We start from the raw sequence: 18,612 nt of genomic DNA, 5'->3' as shown, positions 1-18,612 counted from the left end.
GTTTTTCCCTTAAGGGATTTATTATTTCCATAACGCTGCAGTCTTGGCTGCTTGTACGTCTGTAGGGTCTTCTCAAATCAATCCCTCATCACGAGTACTCATGGTGTGGGATTCAAATGAAGGCCAGACGTTGAGCTAGTCTAGCCATTGAAATTTTTAACGTCTAGCTACCTACGATAACTAGACGTTTTAGCGATATTAAACGTCTAATAGGAGACGTGCTGGATCTTCTAGCAACTCTTTAATAGTCACTAGGAAGCCAACAGACTCGCGACCATCAATTAGGCGGTGATCGTAAGACAGCGCTAGGTACATCATCGGCAAGATTTCAACTTTGCCATCCACTGCCATCGGGCGCTCTTGGATCTTATGCATACCAAGAATCGCTGATTGAGGTGGGTTGATGATTGGTGTAGACATTAGTGAACCGAACACACCACCGTTTGTGATAGTGAAGTTACCACCCATTAGCTCGTCTACCGTTAGCTTGCCATCACGACCTTTGATAGCCAGTTCTTTGATGCCTTTTTCAACATCAGCGAAACCAAGCTTGTCACAGTCTTTTAGGACTGGTGTAACTAGACCACGTGGCGTTGATACCGCCATGCTAATGTCGAAGTAGTTGTGGTAAACAATGTCATCGCCATCAATCGAAGCATTTACTTCTGGGTAACGCTTAAGCGCTTCTGTTACAGCTTTCACGTAGAAAGACATGAAGCCTAAACGAATACCGTGACGCTCTTCGAACTGATCTTTGTACTGTTTACGAAGGTCCATGATTGGTTTCATGTTCACTTCGTTAAACGTCGTTAGCATTGCCGTGTTGTTCTTCGCCTCTAGCAGACGGTTAGCGACTGTCTTACGCAGGCGAGTCATTGGAACACGTTTTTGGCTACGAGCCGCTGCCGGCACGTCAACCACTGCTGGTGCTTCTTCTTTTGGCGCAGCTTTAGCGTTCGCAAGATGCGCTTCAATATCTTCGCGCGTAATACGACCACCAACACCAGTGCCTTTCACTTGGCTTGCTTCTAAGCCATGTTCAGCCAATAAACGACGTACTGCTGGGCTTAGTGCATCATTGCTTTCTTCGCTAAGCGCAGCTTTATGACGTTTATCAGGAGATGCTTCCGTACCTTCTGTTTTGTCTGCGGTAGGCTCACCTGCAACTGCACCTGGCTTCAATTTAGCAATGATTTGTTTAGAAAGTACTGTCGCACCTTCTTCTTCAACGATAGCTTCCAAAACGCCTGCTTCCGGAGCTGGCACTTCTAGCACGACTTTGTCTGTCTCGATGTCAACCAAAACCTCGTCACGCTCTACTGCGTCGCCTGGTTGTTTGTGCCATGTCGCTACGGTTGCATCAGCAACTGATTCAGGTAAATCTGGAACCAGAATTTCAATTGTCATATCTGTTTCTTCCTTTAACTTCTAGTTCTTAATTCGAAGTTTTTGAGTTCACGTTCAGAGCGTCTTCAACCAACGCTTTTTGTTGTTTCAAGTGCACCGACATGTAGCCAACTGCTGGCGAAGCAGAAGCTGGGCGACCTGCGTATTTAAGATCTGCACCTGCAGGAATAGCGGCACGGAAGTTGTGTTGGCTACAGTACCAAGCACCTTGGTTCTGAGGCTCTTCCTGACACCACACGAAGTCTTCAACGTTAGTGTATTGAGCAATCGCTGCTTGTACTTCTTCCATCGGGAATGGATAAAGCTGCTCGATACGCACGATAGCGACATCGTCTTGCTCGTTGTTACGGCGCTGCTCCAGTAGGTCAAAATAAACCTTACCTGAACAGAACACGACGCGTTTTACTTTGCTTGGGTCTAAATCATCTACTTCTGGAATTGCAGATTGGAATGTACCGTCCGCTAAGTCTTCAATTGTCGAAGTACATAGAGGATGGCGCAGCAAAGATTTTGGCGACATAACAATCAGAGGTCGACGCATTGGGCGTACAACTTGACGACGAATCATGTGGTATACCTGAGCCGGTGTTGAAGGAACTACAACCTGCATATTTTGCTCAGCACACAACTGAAGGTAACGCTCTAGACGTGCAGAGGAGTGCTCAGGGCCTTGACCTTCGTAACCGTGAGGCAGAAGCATTGTGAGACCACACAAGCGTGCCCATTTCTGCTCACCTGACGAGATGAATTGGTCAATCACAACCTGCGCGCCGTTGGCAAAGTCACCAAACTGCGCTTCCCAGATATTCAAACCACCTGGCTCTGCTGTTGCGTAACCGTATTCAAATGCCAATACCGCTTCTTCTGACAGTACTGAGTCAAACACTTGGAATGGCCCCTGATTGTCATGAATATTCGCTAATGGAATGTACGTACTTGCATCTGTTTGGTTATGAAGAACCGAGTGACGGTGGAAGAAAGTACCACGACCCGAATCCTGACCAGAAAGGCGAATACGCTTACCATCATCAACTAATGTTGCATACGCCAATGTTTCGGCCATACCCCAGTCGATTGCTTTTTCACCGGTCATCATTGCTAGGCGATCGTTGTAAAGCTTATTAACACGGCTTTGCAGTTTATGGCTTTCTGGATACTGACAAAGACGATTACCCAACTCGATAAGACGCGTCTTGTCATATTTTGAATCCCACTCCATATCCCATTCATGCCCTAAGTAAGGGGACCAGTCTACAGAGTGCAACGCCATTGGACGCCATTCTTTAACCACCACTTCACCGCGGTCTAATGCGTCGCGGTACTCATTGACTAACTGAGTCGCTGTCTCGATATCTGATTCGTTTTTATCGATCAGAATATCCGCATACAATTTGCGTGGTGTAGGGTGTTTTTTGATTTTTTGGTACATCAAAGGCTGAGTCGCGTTTGGCTCATCGGCCTCGTTGTGACCGTGGCGACGGTAACACACCAAATCAATCACGACATCGCGCTTGAACTCGTTGCGGTAATCCAAAGCAATACGAGTAACAAAAGCAACTGCTTCTGGGTCATCGGCATTCACATGGAAGATTGGCGCCTGAACCATCTTAGCGATATCTGTACAGTACATCGTTGAACGCGTGTCACGAGGGTTAGACGTCGTAAAGCCAACTTGGTTGTTAATAACGATACGCACCGTACCACCGACTTGGAAACCACGAGCCAGTGACATGTTGAACGTTTCGGCAACCACACCCTGACCAGCGATTGCAGAGTCACCGTGGATAGTGATAGGAAGCACTTTGCTACCTTGATTATCACCCAAGCGATCTTGGCGTGCTCGCACCGACCCCATGACTACTGGGTTGACGATTTCTAGATGCGATGGGTTAAATGCAAGAGCTAAGTGAACATCACCACCTGGGGTAGCAAAGTCGGCAGAGAAACCTTGGTGATATTTCACATCACCCGTGCCCCAAGTTTCGTCGTGTTTACCGGCAAACTCATCGAACAGATCTTGAGGCTTCTTACCAAGCACGTTCACCAGCATGTTCAAACGACCACGGTGAGCCATACCGATAACCACTTCACGCATCCCACTTGTTCCCGCGTGACGGATCAACTCTTTCGTCATCGGAATCAGTGCGTCACCACCTTCTAGAGAGAAACGTTTTGCACCTGGGAATTTCGCTCCGAGGTAACGCTCCAAACCTTCAGCGGCTGTTAGCTCTTCTAGGAATGTGCGCTTCTCATCTTTGTTGAATGATGGCTGGCCTACGACAGACTCAAGACGTTGTTGGATCCAACGTTTTTGCTCTGTGTCAGTCATGTGCATGTATTCAGCACCGATGGAACCGCAGTAAGTTTTGTTGAGGGCTTCATAGATGTCTTTCAACTTCATGGTTTCTTGCCCAACAGCAAAAGAACCTACGTTGAAAGTTTCTTCGAAGTCATCTTCGGTAAGATTATGAAAAGCAGGGTCTAACTCCGCCACGGTTGGGCGTTGCCATAGACCTAGTGGGTCTAATTCTGCAGCTTCATGTCCGCGGAAACGGTATGCGTTGATTAGCTGTAGAACTTTTACTTGTTTTGCATCGACATCTGGGTCACTAACTTGGACATTGTAATGCTTTGTTTCTCTAGCGAGTCGACGGAAGTAGTCACGGACACGTGAATGTGGTTGTTCTGCCACTTCTTCTGACGGCTTAGGTAAGCCTTCAAAAACACGTTTCCACTCCTCACTTACCAGATCGGGATCACTTAGATACAGTTCGTAGAGGTCCTCTACATACGTTGCATTGGCGCCAGCCAAGTGTGAAGACTCGAGCCATGCCTTCATCACGCCGTTGTGCATATTTTCCCTTAACCAGTAGTTTTCACGTTTGCTTCGGTCTTTGCCGAGCTATAAGAGCCGACCAGAACTAGTCGGCAATTTTTGTATTCTTTACTCGAAATATTCTTGAAGCAGTGAAGCGGTCATATCGGGTGATCCGCAACACTGCGACATTCCTAAGAGCGAGTAAATTAAACCGAGCGATTAACCAGCATCGACTTAATATGGCCGATGGCTTTCGTCGGATTTAATCCCTTAGGACAAACACTTACACAATTCATGATGCCATGGCAACGAAAAACGCTAAATGCATCATCAAGATCAGACAAACGTTCATCTGTTGCCGTATCGCGGCTATCAATTAGCCAACGGTACGCCGCAAGAAGACCAGCTGGACCGATGAATTTGTCAGGGTTCCACCAGAATGATGGGCAAGACGTTGTACAACATGCACACATGATACATTCGTACAATCCATCTAAATGCGCACGATCATCAGGCGATTGTAGGTTCTCGCGTGATGGTGGTAATGCACCATCATCAATCAAGAATGGTTTAACTTTCGCATAGTTATCATAGAACTGCGTCATGTCAACGATAAGATCGCGCACGACAGGTAACCCTGGCAGTGGACGAATAACTATCTTATCGCCTTGTAGAGCAGATAACGGTGTGATACACGCTAGACCATTTTTACCATTCATGTTCAAACCATCAGAACCACATACCCCTTCACGGCATGAGCGACGGAACGCGATGCTTGGATCTTGCTCTTTTAGCAGAATCAATGCATCAAGCACCATCATGTCTGAGCCTTCGTCTACCTCAAGGGTATACTCTTTCATGTAAGGCTTGGTATCCACATCCGGATTGTAACGGTATAAAGAGAAGTTCAATTTCATAGTCGTATCCTCCCTTTAGTATGTACGTACTTTCGGCGGGAAAGCTTCACGATGCGTTGGCGTCATGTTCACATCACGCTTAGTCATCGCTTCTGTTTCCGGGTTGTAGATAGAGTGGCATAGCCAGTTCTCATCATCACGCTCAGGGAAATCGAAACGAGCATGTGCACCACGGCTTTCAGTACGGTAGTTCGCCGCTACGGCTGTAGAGAATGCTGTTTCCATCAAGTTGTCTAACTCTAGACACTCAATACGTTGCGTGTTGAATTCAGAAGACTTGTCCGCTAGATGCGCATCTTTCAGACGTTCGCGAATTACTTTCAACTCTTCTAGACCCGTTGCCATTGCATCGCCTTCACGGAATACCGAGAAGCTGTTTTGCATGCAAGCTTGTAGGTCTTTACGGATTTGAACTGGATCTTCACCGCCAGTACTATTTTCCCAACGCATGGTACGCGCTAGAGATGCTTCTATATCAGATTCAGTTGCAGGGCGTGCCTCAGCTTGCGCTGCGAGCGTTTCGCCAAGATGCAAGCCAGTCGCGCGACCAAATACGACTAAGTCTAGTAATGAATTGCCGCCTAGACGGTTTGCTCCGTGTACTGATACAGAAGCAATCTCACCACATGCATATAGACCTTGTACTTCCATCTCGCTGCCGTCAGCCTTTTGCTTGATTGCTTGGCCAGACACTTGAGTTGGTACACCACCCATCATGTAGTGACAGGTTGGAATTACTGGAATTGGCTCTTTCACTGGATCAACGTGCGCGAAAGTACGAGACAGCTCACAGATACCAGGCAGACGTGACTCAAGCACTTCTTTACCAAGGTGATCCAACTTCAGCTTAATGTGTGGACCCCAAGGACCATCACAACCACGGCCTTCACGAATTTCGATCATCATTGAACGTGCAACTACGTCACGACCTGCAAGGTCTTTCGCGTTAGGAGCATAGCGCTCCATGAAGCGTTCGCCATCTTTATTTAGAAGGTAACCACCTTCACCACGACAACCTTCTGTTACAAGAACACCTGCACCAGCGATACCCGTTGGGTGGAACTGCCACATTTCCATGTCTTGCATAGGTACACCCGCACGCAATGCCATACCTACACCGTCACCAGTGTTGATGTGTGCGTTAGTGGTCGACGCGTAAATACGACCTGCACCACCTGTTGCTAGAATCGTTGCTTTTGATTTGAAGTAACAGATTTCGCCTGTTTCCATACAAATCGCAGTACAGCCCATTACGGCGCCGTCTTGGTTTTTCACCAAGTCTAGTGCATACCATTCCGAGAAAATGGTGGTTTTGTGTTTCACATTTTGTTGGTAAAGCGTATGCAGAAGCGCGTGACCTGTACGGTCCGCAGCTGCTGCTGTACGTGCAGCTTGCTCACCACCAAATTCTTTTGACTGACCACCGAATGGACGTTGGTAGATAGTACCGTTATCAAAACGAGAGAATGGAAGACCCATTTTTTCTAGTTCGATAACGGACTCAGGGCCATTTTTACACATGTATTCAATCGCGTTCTGGTCACCGATGTAATCGGAACCTTTAACGGTATCATACATGTGCCATTGCCAATCGTCTTTGTGCGAGTTACCCAGAGCAACGGTAATACCGCCCTGTGCAGACACAGTATGAGAACGCGTTGGAAATACTTTTGACAACAAAGCACATGATAGGCCTTGTTCTGAAATTTGTAGTGCAGCGCGCATACCTGCACCACCAGCGCCGATTACTACGGCGTCAAACTCACGAACTGGAATAGACACTTACGCACCCCACAGAATAAATAGACCAGAGAAGACATAGCCGAATAGCACGGCAATAACACCAAGTTGCAGTGCGCCACGCAGTTTCGCGCACTTAATGTAATCCGTTAATACCTGCCACAAACCGACCCATGCGTGGATCAGGATCGAGACAAGTGCCAACATGGTGAATACTTTAGTGAAGGTACCACCAAAGAATTGGGTCCAAGATGCGTAAGAGATATCTGAAAATGCACAGAAGCTAATCAGATAAATCGTGTATAGCGTCATAATGATTGCAGTTGCACGAATTAGTAGGAAATCGTGTACACCATTACGACCAAATGAAGATACGTGTTTTACCATACCAAGATCCCCGCCAATAATGATAATACTGCTGTTGCACCAAACGCGACTTTAGCGCTCATCGTGCCAGAATCTAGCTCTTCAAAGTGACCTAGATCCATCAACAAGTGACGGATACCACCTGCAATGTGGTAGGCAAGTGCAGTAAGAATTCCCCACAGGATGAATTTTACGAAGAAGCTATCGACGATGTCAGCGGCTTCCATAAAACCCATTGGGGATGACAGAGAAATGGACAGTAACCACAGTAGTATACCCACCGCAACAAACGTAATTACCCCAGACACACGGTGTAGGATGGATGCGATTGCTGTGATAGGAAAGTGGATGGTCTGTAAATCTAAATTAACAGGTCTTGACTTTCTTTCTTTCACGGGCTTGCTCACTCAGCTCCATTGAGCATTTATTGTTATAACCAATTTCAGCTTCCAAACGTACAAAAGTTAACATCTATTTAACAAATATCGCGAGTAACCACCCAGATAATTGTAAACAACTTGTTAACAATCGGAGTCCAGCAACAAACCTCACTCTTTGTTTCTAGCCCCGAATTTATAAGGATTTAACTAAAATTTTCTTAGCCAATATACGGCGAGCAACATTCTAATACAATTGGTGTAACAAATTATGCTACATAGAACAGATTTTTAACGATTTTCATGAGAAAAATCATAACAAGTGCACACAAAGATGGAGAAAAATTGACTTTAAGCTTTAACAACAGTACAAAAATGGCACATAAACATCCTGGACGGATTAAATAATAAACAAAGGAGATTGTTATGGCGGATAAGAAAGCGACCCTTCATGTTGAAGGTCAAGCGCCAATCGAACTGCCAATTATGGACGGTACGCTAGGTACACCTGTAATTGACGTTCGTAAGCTGGGAGCCAATGGTTACTTTACTTTTGACCCAGGTTTTCTTGCCACTGCATCTTGTGAATCATCAATCACGTACATCGATGGCGGCAAAGGTATTCTTTTGCACCGCGGTTTCCCGATTGATCAATTAGCCAATAACGCAGATTACTTAGAAGTATGTTACATCCTTCTTTATGGTGAAGCCCCTACCCGAGAACAATACGAGCAATTCAAGACGACCGTAACGCGTCATACTATGGTCCACGAGCAAATCGCAAGCTTTTTCCATGGCTTCCGACGTGATGCTCACCCAATGGCAGTAATGTGTGGTGTAGTCGGTGCACTTGCAGCCTTCTACCACGACTCTCTTGACATCAACAACGACGAGCACCGTGAGATCGCGGCGTACCGTCTGCTATCGAAGATGCCAACACTGGCTGCAATGTGTTACAAATACTCTATCGGTCAGCCATTTATCTACCCACGCAACGATTTGAGCTACGCAGAAAACTTCCTACACATGATGTTCGCAAACCCTTGCGAAGAGTATGAAGTAAACCCTGTCGTTGCGCGTGCGATGGATAAAATCTTCACGCTACACGCGGATCACGAACAGAATGCGTCGACGTCAACTGTACGTCTAGCTGGCTCTTCTGGTGCTAACCCATTTGCATGTATTGCCGCTGGTATTGCATCACTTTGGGGACCTGCTCACGGTGGTGCAAACGAAGCGTGCTTGAGAATGCTAGAAGAGATTGGCAGCGTCGATAACATCCCTGAGTATGTAGACCGAGCGAAAGACAAAGATGACCCATTCCGCTTAATGGGCTTTGGTCACCGCGTTTATAAAAACTACGATCCACGTGCGACAGTAATGCGCGAAACGTGTCATGAAGTTCTCAAAGAGCTAAACATTCAAGACCCTCTACTAGATGTAGCAATGGAACTTGAGCGCATTGCGCTTTCTGATGAGTACTTCGTTTCTAAGAAGCTGTACCCGAACGTAGACTTCTACTCAGGTATCATTCTTAAAGCGATTGGTATTCCAGTTTCTATGTTTACGGTTATCTTCGCGATTTCTCGTACCATCGGTTGGATTGCTCACTGGAACGAAATGCACAGCGATCCACTGAACCGCATCGGTCGTCCTCGTCAGCTATACACTGGTGAGACACAGCGTGAGTTTTCTCCACTTCACGAACGTGAATGATCTTTTTAGTTAGAAGATAAACAAACAAAAGGGTTGAGATTTTGTCTCAACCCTTTTTTCTTTTCAGCGTTTCACGTTATGAATAGCGAACACTAAACCGGATTATCAATATCGATAAACTCGACATGTAGGCCGTATTCATCCGCTAGCCATTTTCCTAAAGCCTGAACACCATAACGCTCAGTAGCATGATGACCTGCAGCAAAGTAATGAATGTCCATTTCTCGCGCAGTATAGGTTGTACGCTCAGAAATTTCGCCAGAGATAAACGCATCTAATCCGTGTTGTACAGCAAGCTCAATGAAATCTTGCCCTCCACCAGTGCACCAACCGACCGTCTCAATCATCTTATCGGTATTCTCTGGAGCAATATGCAGTGGTTCTCTATCAAGAACTTGATTGATCTTGCTCGCAAACTCAGCACCAGACATCGGTTTTTTCAAGCGTCCAAACATGGCTACTGATTGAGGATGTCCTTCAAGTCCACCTTCTACTTCGATTTCAAGTAAGCGAGCTAATTCGGCGTTGTTGCCTAGCTCTGGGTGAATATCCAGAGGAAGGTGATAACCATATAAGTTGATATCGTTTTTGATCAGACTACGAATTCGTTTACCTTTCATACCACGAATTGGCTCAGGTTCACCTTTCCAAAAATAACCGTGATGAACGAGTAATGCGTCTGCATTAAGCTCAATCGCTTTATCGATTAAGGCTTGAGAGGCAGTTACGCCAGTGATAATACGCTTTACGGCTAGCGTCCCTTCTACCTGTAACCCGTTTGGTGCGTAATCTTTAATTAACTGCGGTGACAGTTTGTCATTAAGAATCTGTTCTAGCTTTAAGTTATTCATTATTACTTCCAATTTCTAGCGCATGTAAACCTAAATAACCTCTCGATGAAATCAGACCGAGAGTGTGCAACCTAGTTGATACAACAACGTTTTGACATCTGGCACCTTGATATCATTTAGGTATTTAAAGTGTATCTCGAACCCTAATATCGATGCTAGCCACCCTACCCTCAAAAGCAAATTTAGTTACAATAACAAAGCTTGTCGCCTCACCATACATATAGGGATACGGATGAACCAACTGCAACACTTTTACCAATGGATCGCCACTTCACCTCCTCTTTTCAAGTTACGCCCTCCGTTTACAACCTTAGAGGATCTTTCGGTAACGCCTTTAAATAACGCTGAGCAATACAATGGTAATCCAAGATTGGGCTTTTTATATCAGCACTTATGCACTGCAGTTCTCTCTAGTTCAGAACGATATCAGGTTATCGCGGAAGAGGTTCAGTTAAACGACATCGAAGGTAAGACTATTGGTGCTATCGACTTGGTGTTGCGGAATACAGAATCAAATCAAATAGAACACTGGGAAGTAGCGATTAAGTTTTATCTTCTTTATAACGGCGTTTGGTATGGTCCGAATGCTCACGACCAGCTGCATACAAAACTGAATAGAATGCTTACTCATCAGTTGAAAATGAGCGATCGCCCGGAATTTCAAAAAATAATTCCGTTAAACGACGCTCCACAAGAACGTCTATTGATGCAAGGACGACTCTATATTAATCCGTTTACTCCAGAGCCAAATCCTAGCGAGTGCTTGGGTTATGAACTAAATCCAAGTCAGATTAGTGGTTACTGGTGCTACCAGAGCCAATGGGAGTTAATCGGTAAGCCACTTTATCATTTACACAAACCATGCTGGGCGATTGGTACGGACGATTTCTCTCAACCCATTGAAAAGCCTTCGGACCGATTTGTACATGCACAAACGGAGGACGGTCAATTCTGGTTTGTGGTACCGGATTCCTGGCCCGGAAACAACTCAGCTCAGGAACCTTAAAACGCAAAAGGGTTGATGCTTGCACATCAACCCTTTGTTTTCTAAATCGACTATTGGATGGTTTACAGGCCGGCAGCTGCAAACACTTGATTAACGATCTCTTGTGCTTCTGCTTCGATTTGTTTTAGGTGCTCTTCACCTTTGAAGCTTTCACAGTAAATCTTGTAGATGTCCTCTGTGCCTGATGGACGAGCAGCAAACCAGCCGTTTGCCGTCGTTACTTTTAGACCACCGATTGCAGCACCATTACCAGGCGCATGCGTGAGACGAGCCGTAATTGGATCACCCGCTAGTGTTTCAGCCGCGACCATTTCTGGTGACAACTTCTTCAGTACGTCTTTTTGAGGGCCATTCGCTACAGCTTGAATACGGTTGTATTTCGACTCACCGTGTTTCGCCGCTAGCTCTTCATAGTAGTCTTGTGGGTTCTTACCCGTTACCGCAGTGATCTCTGCCGCTAGAAGACATAACAAGATGCCGTCTTTGTCTGTTGACCAAGGCGTACCATCTTTACGAAGAAAAGATGCCCCGGCACTTTCTTCGCCACCGAAGCCGAATTTACCAGTGTACAGACCATCAACAAACCATTTAAAGCCTACTGGTACTTCACATAGCTCACGACCTAGATCCGCAACAACACGGTCAATCAGTGCACTTGATACTAGTGTTTTACCAACAGCTACATCTTTACCCCATGCGTCACGATGGCGGTATAGGTAGTCGATACAAACGGCTAAGAAGTGGTTCGGGTTCATCAAACCTTTTGGCGTAACGATACCGTGACGGTCGTAGTCAGGATCGTTACCAAATGCTAAATCGTATTCGTCTTTCAGTGCCAATAGACCCGCCATTGCGTATGGAGAAGAACAGTCCATACGTACAACGCCGTCTTTATCGAGAGACATGAATTGGAAAGAAGGATCAATCGCTTCACTTACTAGCGTTAGGTCTAGGTTGTATGCCTGACCAATTTGACGCCAGTAATCGATGCCACTGCCACCCAATGGATCTACACCAATCTTCAGATTTGCTTTTTGGATTGCTTCCATATCGATAACGTTCACCAGATCATCGATATAGGGTTTAACCAAGTCCATCTCCACAAACAGATCCGATGCTTTTGCTTCTGCTAGTGGTAAGCGTTTAACACCTTGTAAACCTTCGGCAATCAGCGCGTTCGCACGATCTTCGATAGCTTGAGTCAACTCAGCTTCTGCTGGACCACCGTGAGTCGGATTGTATTTGATACCGCCGTCTTGTGGTGGGTTATGAGATGGTGTAATCACAATACCGTCTGCTTTTTCATCGTGCTTGATGTTGTAAGTCAGAATTGCGTGCGAGATACCTGGTGTTGGCGTGTAGCCGTTATCCTGCTGTACGATGACTTTTACGCCATTCGCAATCAAAACTTCAATCACGCTAGAAAATGCAGGTTCAGACAAAGCATGCGTGTCTTTACCGACAAACAAAGGACCTGTGGTCCCTTGCTGGGCACGAACTTCTGCAACCGCTTGAGCAATAGCCAAAATGTGGTTTTCGTTAAATGTATGCTTATCAGAGGTACCACGGTGACCTGATGTGCCGAATTGAACCTTGTGATCGGGGTTCTTAGCATCAGGTTGAAGCAAGAAGTAATTGGCAACAAGTGCCGGAATATTATGAAGATCTTCCTGCTGCGCTTTTTGCCCAGCACGAGGGTGCATAGCCATGTTTGACATCCTTTCTTTAAATACAAATAAAATTAAAAAAGCCTCATAATATCCGCTAACTGCGACACATTATGAGGCTTCTATCAGGTTTCTTAGATTGAACCTGTTACTTTTTCTATTAAGTCAGGTTGGTACCCCATGTGTGTCATCACTTGTTCAACCATCTGTCTTTTACGACTGGTATTGTTGTTCGTGATAACCCAAAACGGTGTGCCAGGAATGGCTTTTGGCTTGGTCGTGTTGCCATTTGCCAACAAGGTTTCTTCATTATCTGCAAAGTACACGCGTTTACGCCCCTTTACATTCGTAGCCTGCGCGAAACCTTCTGGATTTAATTTATGTAAGGTCGATAGTACTAACATAAAGCGATCAATCGCTTTTTTTAGACCGGCAAACTCATCAGAAATAAGCAGCGAACGCATTTCTTTCACTACATCAACAGATTCCGTTTTACCCGCATCTTTACTTACTACAATCCCTTGTGGCTTCTCTACTACAGGCGCGGCTTCAGCTTCCTGCAACTGACCATCAAGGTTTAAAAGGCGTCGCAAAATATCCGAGGCGCTTTCACCGATATGCTTAGTTTGGCTAGCAATGTAACGGTATAGATCCTCATCAACCTCAATTGTTTTCATTCGCTTTTCACATTCTCAATGTTTAAACTCTGGGGGATTATAACGAGATCCTCTCGGATACTCCACGTTAAACCCATCACGAATAAGATAAAATGTCAGCATTACTCAACTATAAGCAGGAAGGCCAAGGCCAAACAGTTGTTTTGATTCACGGATTGTTTGGTAGTTTAAGTAATCTGGGTCTACTAGCCCGCGATCTTATTAAAGATCACACGGTGATCAGTATTGATCTGAGAAATCACGGCCTCTCTTTTCACTCAAACATTCATAATTACGCCGACATGGCAAAAGATGTGGCGCAACTCCTACAACACTTAAATGTAGATCCATCTATTATTATTGGGCATTCAATGGGTGGAAAGGTCGCGATGACACTGGTGGACATTGCTCCAGAGCTCGTCAAACAGTTGGTTGTACTCGACATGGCACCTGTCGCCTACACAGCAAACCGTCACAACAATGTGTTTAACGGTTTACACGCAGTAATTAACGAAAAGCCAGCAAGCCGTCAACAAGCGATGGATATCCTAGCTCAACATGTTGAGATCGACGGTGTAAGACAATTTCTCTCTAAGTCACTATACAAAAATGGCGATAAAATGGACTGGCGGTTTAACGTACCGAGCCTTTATGAGAATTACGCACAAATTATCGGCTGGCAGGAAATTGCCCCAACAGACATACCCACTCTGTTTGTTAAAGGTGGTGATTCCGATTACTTAATGCCAGAGCACCAACCTGCGGTGCAAAAACAGTTCAAACAAGCAAAAGCACATATTATCGCTAATACTGGCCACTGGCTTCACGCCGAAAAACCGGCTGAAGTAATGAGAGTCATTCGGAAATACATTTCGAGTTAACAAATTCGAAAAGCAACAATAGATTATTGAAATAACCCTTCTTGTAGTGCATTAACTTTACCGTTTAACAGTGGTATAGTGCGCCCAAGATTTTTCGGCATGAAGGGCTAAAATGCTTTACGACTATATGGATATGCTCGAGTCTATTGGGCTCGATCTTCTTTTTGCTGCTATCTTCTTTTTCATCGGGATGGCAATAAAAGATGTGCTAAAGCAAGGCAATGTACCTGTTTTTGGTCGTCGTATTGTGTGGTTAGTCCTTTTCCTAGGCTGTGCTGGCTTTATTGCAAAAGGTGTAATTCAGCTAACTTGGGAAGGCTCTGGGTTAGGTTAAACCCTTAGTACCATCGCCAATAACAAACAATGTAAAGGTATAGACTCTATGGCAAGTGTAGGTATCTTCTTCGGTAGCGACACAGGTAATACTGAAGCCGTTGCAAAGATGATTCAAAAGCAACTAGGTAAGCATCTAGTTCACGTTCAAGACATCGCGAAAAGCAGCAAAGAAGACATTGATAACTTCGATCTTCTTCTTCTAGGTATCCCAACTTGGTACTACGGTGAAGCACAATGTGATTGGGATGATTTCTTCCCTGAACTTGAGCAAATCGACTTCTCTACTAAGCTAGTGGCTATCTTTGGCTGTGGCGACCAAGAGGACTACGCAGAATATTTCTGTGACGCGATGGGCACAGTACGTGATATCGTTGAGTCTAAAGGCGGCACAATTCTTGGCCATACTTCAACAGAAGGCTACGAATTTGAAGCGTCTAAAGCACTTGTTGAAGGCGACGACAGCCAATTCGTAGGTCTATGTATCGATGAAGACCGTCAACCGGAACTGACTGACGAGCGTGTTGAGAACTGGGTTAAACAGATTTACGAAGAAATGTGTTTAGCTGAGCTTGAAGGCTAAATAAATCGAATTATGCAAAGACCTCCGATTGGAGGTCTTTTTGTATATTTTCACAAAGCATCGGTGAGCACTTCCTCTTCACGATACTGAGGTTTCTTTCTTACATAAAGCTTGCGTTGAACCTCTGAAACCACGTTCCCCTGTTTATCTTTTACATGGGTAATAAATTCAGGAAAACACTTTTCCCCATTCCGTGTCATTTGATAAATGTTTTCTAGCATCCCTTCAGTAACTTCGAATTCTGCATATAAATCACTTTGCCCTGGCTTAATAAAGTTAATACTCGCCTCTTTATCCCACACGTAATACTCCTCGCGTAGAATCCCCATCAGCATCAACGAGTAAATGGGATCAGTTAAAGAGAAAATACTGCCACCATACTGAGTACGATTGGCGTTTTTATTCCACCAGCGAAGTTTCAAACGCACCTTCACGGTACGAAAGTCTTCAGAAATATGTAAGATTTTAATACCAGCGCCCCAAAAAGGTGGCCAAATATTGAGTGCGAATTTTACAATTCCTGGTTTGTATATCTTCGCAAGTCGCTTATTCATCGCAGTCCGTGCCCTCTCTAAGCTCAATGTTACAAAGTTGTAACTGGTCAGATCTGTAATATAATCGACCTGTTTCTAATTTACAAAAAGATTCTATTAACCCTTTGAAGTTCGTGGTTTAATGTTCTGAGCGCTTATCCTATAATGGTAGGAAGATTGAATTCTGTTAAATCGCTGCAGATGATCCAACGGGAAAGTATATGTCAGATAATAATCAGGCGCTGAAGGATGCGGGTTTAAAAGTAACCCTTCCAAGGCTAAAAATTCTAGAAGTACTTCAGCAGCCAGACTGCCAGCACATCAGTGCTGAAGATTTGTACAAAAAGTTGATTGATCTAGGTGAAGAGATTGGCCTAGCAACTGTTTACCGAGTTCTAAACCAATTCGATGATGCTGGTATTGTAACTCGTCACCACTTTGAAGGTGGTAAGTCAGTCTTCGAATTATCGACTCAACATCACCACGACCATCTAGTGTGCCTAGACTGTGGTGAGGTAATTGAATTTTCTGACGATCTTATTGAAGAACGTCAAAAAGAGATTGCAGCTAAGTACAATGTCACGCTAACAAACCACAGCTTATACTTGTACGGCAAGTGCAGTGATGGTGGTTGTAAAGACAATCCAGATGCACACAAACCAAAAAAATAACGGTTTGTTGATTTAAAATAAACGTCAGCTCATGCTGGCGTTTTTTGTTTCTGAGGGCGATATCTTTCAATAGCTGAATTGCCGTACCAACTTTTGTAAAGCGTCGATTAGACTTACCAATTCAAACCTTAATAAACATCATTGTTTTGCTTCCAAACCGAACATTTATCAAACGTCCCTCGTTCTTAAGCAACTCCCTACAGTACCTATAACCGCCGCATTACGATAATGAGAATAAAAAAATGCCAGCATTTGCTGGCATTTTTATCGGTTTTTGCATTAATCGAGATTATTGGTTCTCAATTTTTGCCCAAGTATCACGTAGACCAACCGTGCGGTTGAATACTAGTTTATCTGCTGAAGAATCTTTCGAGTCTGCGCAGAAGTAACCCATACGCTCAAACTGGTAGCCTTTTTCTGCTTCTGCTGATGCTAAGCTAGGCTCTACAAAACCATTGATCACAACTAATGATTCAGGGTTGATTGTAGAAGCAAAGTCTTCTGCTGCACCCGGGTTTGGAACCGTAAATAGACGATCGTAAAGACGGATTTCCGCTGGTAATGCTTTATCAGCTGATACCCAATGAATCACACCTTTTACTTTACGGCCATCAGCCGGGTTCTTACCTAGTGTGTCTGCATCGTAAGAACAGAAGATAGTCGTGATGTTGCCTTCGGCATCTTTTTCAACGCGCTCTGCTTTGATCACGTAAGCACCACGTAAGCGAACTTCTTTACCTAGCACTAAACGCTTGTACTTTTTGTTCGCCTCTTCACGGAAGTCTTCACGCTCAATCCACAACTCACGAGTGAATGGTACTTCACGCACACCCATCTCTGGTTTGTTTGGGTGATTAGCAACCGTCAAGTTTTCTACTGCACCTTCTTCAAAGTTTTCGATAACAACTTTAACAGGATCCAGCACAGCCATTGCACGCGGAGCGTTCTCGTTTAGGTCATCACGAATACAAGATTCTAGTGAGCTAAACTCGATCATATTTTCTTGCTTCGTTACACCAATACGCTTACAGAACTCACGGATAGATGCTGGCGTGAAGCCACGACGACGCAGACCTGAGACTGTTGGCATACGTGGGTCATCCCAACCGTTAACCAGTTTTTCAGTGACGAGTTGATTAAGCTTACGCTTAGACATCACCGTGTATTCAAGGTTTAGGCGACTAAACTCGTACTGATGTGGACGGCTTTCGATCGTGATGTTGTCCAGAACCCAGTCGTACAGACGACGGTTATCCATAAACTCAAGCGTACAGATAGAGTGTGTAATGCCTTCTAATGCATCAGAGATACAGTGCGTGAAGTCGTACATTGGGTAAATGCACCACTTATCACCAGTTTGGTGGTGCGTAGCAAAACGCACACGGTATAAAACTGGATCGCGCATAACCATGAATGAAGAACCCATGTCAATCTTGGCACGAAGACACGCTTTACCTTCTTCAAATTCACCAGCGCGCATTTTTTCAAATAACGCTAAGTTCTCTTCAACAGAACGGTCACGGTATGGGCTTGGTTTACCTGGCGCCTTTAGCGTGCCACGGTATTCACGAATCTGCTCTGGACTTAGCTCATCTACGTACGCTAAGCCTTTGTTAATCAATTCAATTGCATATTCGTAAAGCTTATCGAAGTAGTTTGATGAGTAACATACTTCACCACTCCACTCAAAGCCCAACCAGTTTACATCTTTCTTGATAGACTCAACGTATTCGATGTCTTCTTTTTCAGGGTTCGTATCGTCGAAACGTAGATTACATTGACCCTGGTAGTCCTGAGCAATACCGAAGTTCAAACAGATAGACTTAGCATGACCGATATGCAGGTAGCCATTTGGCTCCGGCGGGAATCGAGTATGCACGCTAGTGTGTTTACCATCCGCTAGATCTTTATCAATGATCTGGCGAATAAAGTTTGATGGACGAGCATCAGCTTCACTCATCTATAGCACCTCAAAAATATTAGTATTGTCAGAGAAAACGGAACTCTGCATCCAAGTATGGTTTTGCAGAGTACATTGTTTCTAATGATCCACAATTCTAAGCAATTAGACAACAATAACTCGCGCTAAA

17 protein-coding genes are annotated in these 18,612 nt (G+C 44.8%); 6 read left to right on the top strand and 11 right to left on the bottom strand.

The annotated features are described in order from the left end of the window. Positions 1–198: 198 nt before the first annotated feature. The 6 genes from odhB to sdhC form a co-directional block, all read right to left on the bottom strand. A complete protein-coding gene (odhB, locus tag NL643_RS08955) occupies positions 199–1,407 on the bottom strand; it encodes a 2-oxoglutarate dehydrogenase complex dihydrolipoyllysine-residue succinyltransferase (protein ID WP_005393012.1) in 1,209 nt (402 codons plus the stop codon). A gap of 28 nt (positions 1,408–1,435) precedes the next feature. Next, positions 1,436–4,261, bottom strand: coding sequence for a 2-oxoglutarate dehydrogenase E1 component (gene sucA, locus NL643_RS08950; RefSeq protein WP_253644279.1), 2,826 nt, complete (start codon positions 4,259–4,261; stop codon positions 1,436–1,438). A gap of 170 nt (positions 4,262–4,431) precedes the next feature. Next, positions 4,432–5,142, bottom strand: a complete 711-nt coding sequence (locus NL643_RS08945) for a succinate dehydrogenase iron-sulfur subunit (RefSeq protein ID WP_005382174.1) — start codon at positions 5,140–5,142, stop codon at positions 4,432–4,434. A 15-nt stretch (positions 5,143–5,157) separates the two neighbouring features. Beyond that, on the bottom strand, positions 5,158–6,924 hold the full coding sequence (gene sdhA / locus NL643_RS08940) for a succinate dehydrogenase flavoprotein subunit (RefSeq protein WP_005393016.1): 1,767 nt from the start codon (positions 6,922–6,924) through the stop codon (positions 5,158–5,160). Next, a complete protein-coding gene (gene sdhD / locus NL643_RS08935) occupies positions 6,925–7,269 on the bottom strand; it encodes a succinate dehydrogenase, hydrophobic membrane anchor protein (RefSeq protein WP_005382169.1) in 345 nt (114 codons plus the stop codon). Further along, the gene (gene sdhC / locus NL643_RS08930; protein WP_017634811.1) at positions 7,263–7,655 is read right to left on the bottom strand and encodes a succinate dehydrogenase cytochrome b556 subunit; all 393 of its coding nucleotides are present in this window, start codon (positions 7,653–7,655) and stop codon (positions 7,263–7,265) included. Before sdhC ends, sdhD begins: the two co-directional genes overlap by 7 nt. A gap of 396 nt (positions 7,656–8,051) precedes the next feature. Here sdhC and NL643_RS08925 point away from each other — a divergent pair, with 396 nt between their 5' ends. Continuing rightward, positions 8,052–9,341, top strand: coding sequence for a citrate synthase (locus tag NL643_RS08925; protein WP_005382163.1), 1,290 nt, complete (start codon positions 8,052–8,054; stop codon positions 9,339–9,341). A 92-nt stretch (positions 9,342–9,433) separates the two neighbouring features. On the opposite strand, the gene NL643_RS08920 is transcribed toward NL643_RS08925, so the two are convergent. Beyond that, entirely contained in the window at positions 9,434–10,192 is a 759-nt protein-coding gene (locus tag NL643_RS08920; RefSeq protein ID WP_253644278.1) for a Nif3-like dinuclear metal center hexameric protein, read from the bottom strand. 232 nt (positions 10,193–10,424) lie between these two features. On the opposite strand from NL643_RS08920, the gene NL643_RS08915 reads away from it, so the two are divergent. Further along, on the top strand, positions 10,425–11,198 hold the full coding sequence (locus NL643_RS08915) for a DUF1853 family protein (protein WP_253644277.1): 774 nt from the start codon (positions 10,425–10,427) through the stop codon (positions 11,196–11,198). Between the two features lie 62 nt (positions 11,199–11,260). Here the strand turns inward: NL643_RS08915 and pgm are convergent, their stop codons facing one another. Then, positions 11,261–12,907 carry a phosphoglucomutase (alpha-D-glucose-1,6-bisphosphate-dependent) gene (pgm, locus tag NL643_RS08910; RefSeq protein ID WP_253644276.1) on the bottom strand — a complete coding sequence of 549 codons (1,647 nt, stop codon included), beginning with the start codon at positions 12,905–12,907 and terminating at the stop codon, positions 11,261–11,263. 92 nt (positions 12,908–12,999) lie between these two features. Beyond that, positions 13,000–13,542 carry a replication initiation negative regulator SeqA gene (gene seqA, locus NL643_RS08905; RefSeq protein ID WP_005393026.1) on the bottom strand — a complete coding sequence of 181 codons (543 nt, stop codon included), beginning with the start codon at positions 13,540–13,542 and terminating at the stop codon, positions 13,000–13,002. 92 nt (positions 13,543–13,634) lie between these two features. Between seqA and NL643_RS08900 the strand changes: the two genes are divergently transcribed. The 3 genes from NL643_RS08900 (at position 13,635) to fldA (ending at position 15,318) form a co-directional block, all read left to right on the top strand. Continuing rightward, a complete protein-coding gene (locus NL643_RS08900; RefSeq protein WP_253644275.1) occupies positions 13,635–14,402 on the top strand; it encodes an alpha/beta fold hydrolase in 768 nt (255 codons plus the stop codon). Between the two features lie 112 nt (positions 14,403–14,514). Continuing rightward, positions 14,515–14,736 (top strand): DUF2788 domain-containing protein, encoded by a 222-nt coding sequence (locus NL643_RS08895; protein WP_005393038.1) that lies wholly within the window; start codon positions 14,515–14,517, stop codon positions 14,734–14,736. A 48-nt stretch (positions 14,737–14,784) separates the two neighbouring features. Further along, entirely contained in the window at positions 14,785–15,318 is a 534-nt protein-coding gene (gene fldA, locus NL643_RS08890; protein ID WP_005393040.1) for a flavodoxin FldA, read from the top strand. Between the two features lie 50 nt (positions 15,319–15,368). Here the strand turns inward: fldA and NL643_RS08885 are convergent, their stop codons facing one another. Continuing rightward, positions 15,369–15,872, bottom strand: a complete 504-nt coding sequence (locus tag NL643_RS08885) for a DUF4442 domain-containing protein (protein ID WP_047009532.1) — start codon at positions 15,870–15,872, stop codon at positions 15,369–15,371. A 200-nt stretch (positions 15,873–16,072) separates the two neighbouring features. On the opposite strand from NL643_RS08885, the gene fcrX reads away from it, so the two are divergent. Continuing rightward, the gene (gene fcrX, locus NL643_RS08880) at positions 16,073–16,522 is read left to right on the top strand and encodes a ferric iron uptake transcriptional regulator FcrX (RefSeq protein WP_005382141.1); all 450 of its coding nucleotides are present in this window, start codon (positions 16,073–16,075) and stop codon (positions 16,520–16,522) included. A 289-nt stretch (positions 16,523–16,811) separates the two neighbouring features. On the opposite strand, the gene glnS is transcribed toward fcrX, so the two are convergent. Further along, complete coding sequence (gene glnS, locus NL643_RS08875; protein WP_005393044.1) at positions 16,812–18,482, bottom strand: glutamine--tRNA ligase; 1,671 nt, start codon at positions 18,480–18,482, stop codon at positions 16,812–16,814. Positions 18,483–18,612 lie beyond the last annotated feature (130 nt).

The organism is Vibrio sp. Y42_MX_L11, assembly GCF_024181785.1.
Lineage (GTDB): Bacteria > Pseudomonadota > Gammaproteobacteria > Enterobacterales > Vibrionaceae > Vibrio > Vibrio diabolicus.
This window is presented reverse-complemented; position numbering and strand designations above follow the sequence as displayed.

What these genes read in the sequence shown, in the direction of transcription:
- pgm (WP_253644276.1), bottom strand. Translation starts at nt 12,907, where the DNA reads ATGGCTATGCACCCTCGTGCTGGGCAAAAAGCGCAGCAGGAAGATCTT.
- NL643_RS08885 (WP_047009532.1), bottom strand. Translation starts at nt 15,872, where the DNA reads ATGAATAAGCGACTTGCGAAGATATACAAACCAGGAATTGTAAAATTC.
- sdhD (WP_005382169.1), bottom strand. Translation starts at nt 7,269, where the DNA reads ATGGTAAAACACGTATCTTCATTTGGTCGTAATGGTGTACACGATTTC.
- sucA (WP_253644279.1), bottom strand. Translation starts at nt 4,261, where the DNA reads ATGCACAACGGCGTGATGAAGGCATGGCTCGAGTCTTCACACTTGGCT.
- seqA (WP_005393026.1), bottom strand. Translation starts at nt 13,542, where the DNA reads ATGAAAACAATTGAGGTTGATGAGGATCTATACCGTTACATTGCTAGC.
- NL643_RS08915 (WP_253644277.1), top strand. Translation starts at nt 10,425, where the DNA reads ATGAACCAACTGCAACACTTTTACCAATGGATCGCCACTTCACCTCCT.
- NL643_RS08895 (WP_005393038.1), top strand. Translation starts at nt 14,515, where the DNA reads ATGCTTTACGACTATATGGATATGCTCGAGTCTATTGGGCTCGATCTT.
- fldA (WP_005393040.1), top strand. Translation starts at nt 14,785, where the DNA reads ATGGCAAGTGTAGGTATCTTCTTCGGTAGCGACACAGGTAATACTGAA.
- NL643_RS08920 (WP_253644278.1), bottom strand. Translation starts at nt 10,192, where the DNA reads ATGAATAACTTAAAGCTAGAACAGATTCTTAATGACAAACTGTCACCG.
- NL643_RS08925 (WP_005382163.1), top strand. Translation starts at nt 8,052, where the DNA reads ATGGCGGATAAGAAAGCGACCCTTCATGTTGAAGGTCAAGCGCCAATC.
- NL643_RS08945 (WP_005382174.1), bottom strand. Translation starts at nt 5,142, where the DNA reads ATGAAATTGAACTTCTCTTTATACCGTTACAATCCGGATGTGGATACC.
- odhB (WP_005393012.1), bottom strand. Translation starts at nt 1,407, where the DNA reads ATGACAATTGAAATTCTGGTTCCAGATTTACCTGAATCAGTTGCTGAT.
- glnS (WP_005393044.1), bottom strand. Translation starts at nt 18,482, where the DNA reads ATGAGTGAAGCTGATGCTCGTCCATCAAACTTTATTCGCCAGATCATT.
- NL643_RS08900 (WP_253644275.1), top strand. Translation starts at nt 13,635, where the DNA reads ATGTCAGCATTACTCAACTATAAGCAGGAAGGCCAAGGCCAAACAGTT.
- fcrX (WP_005382141.1), top strand. Translation starts at nt 16,073, where the DNA reads ATGTCAGATAATAATCAGGCGCTGAAGGATGCGGGTTTAAAAGTAACC.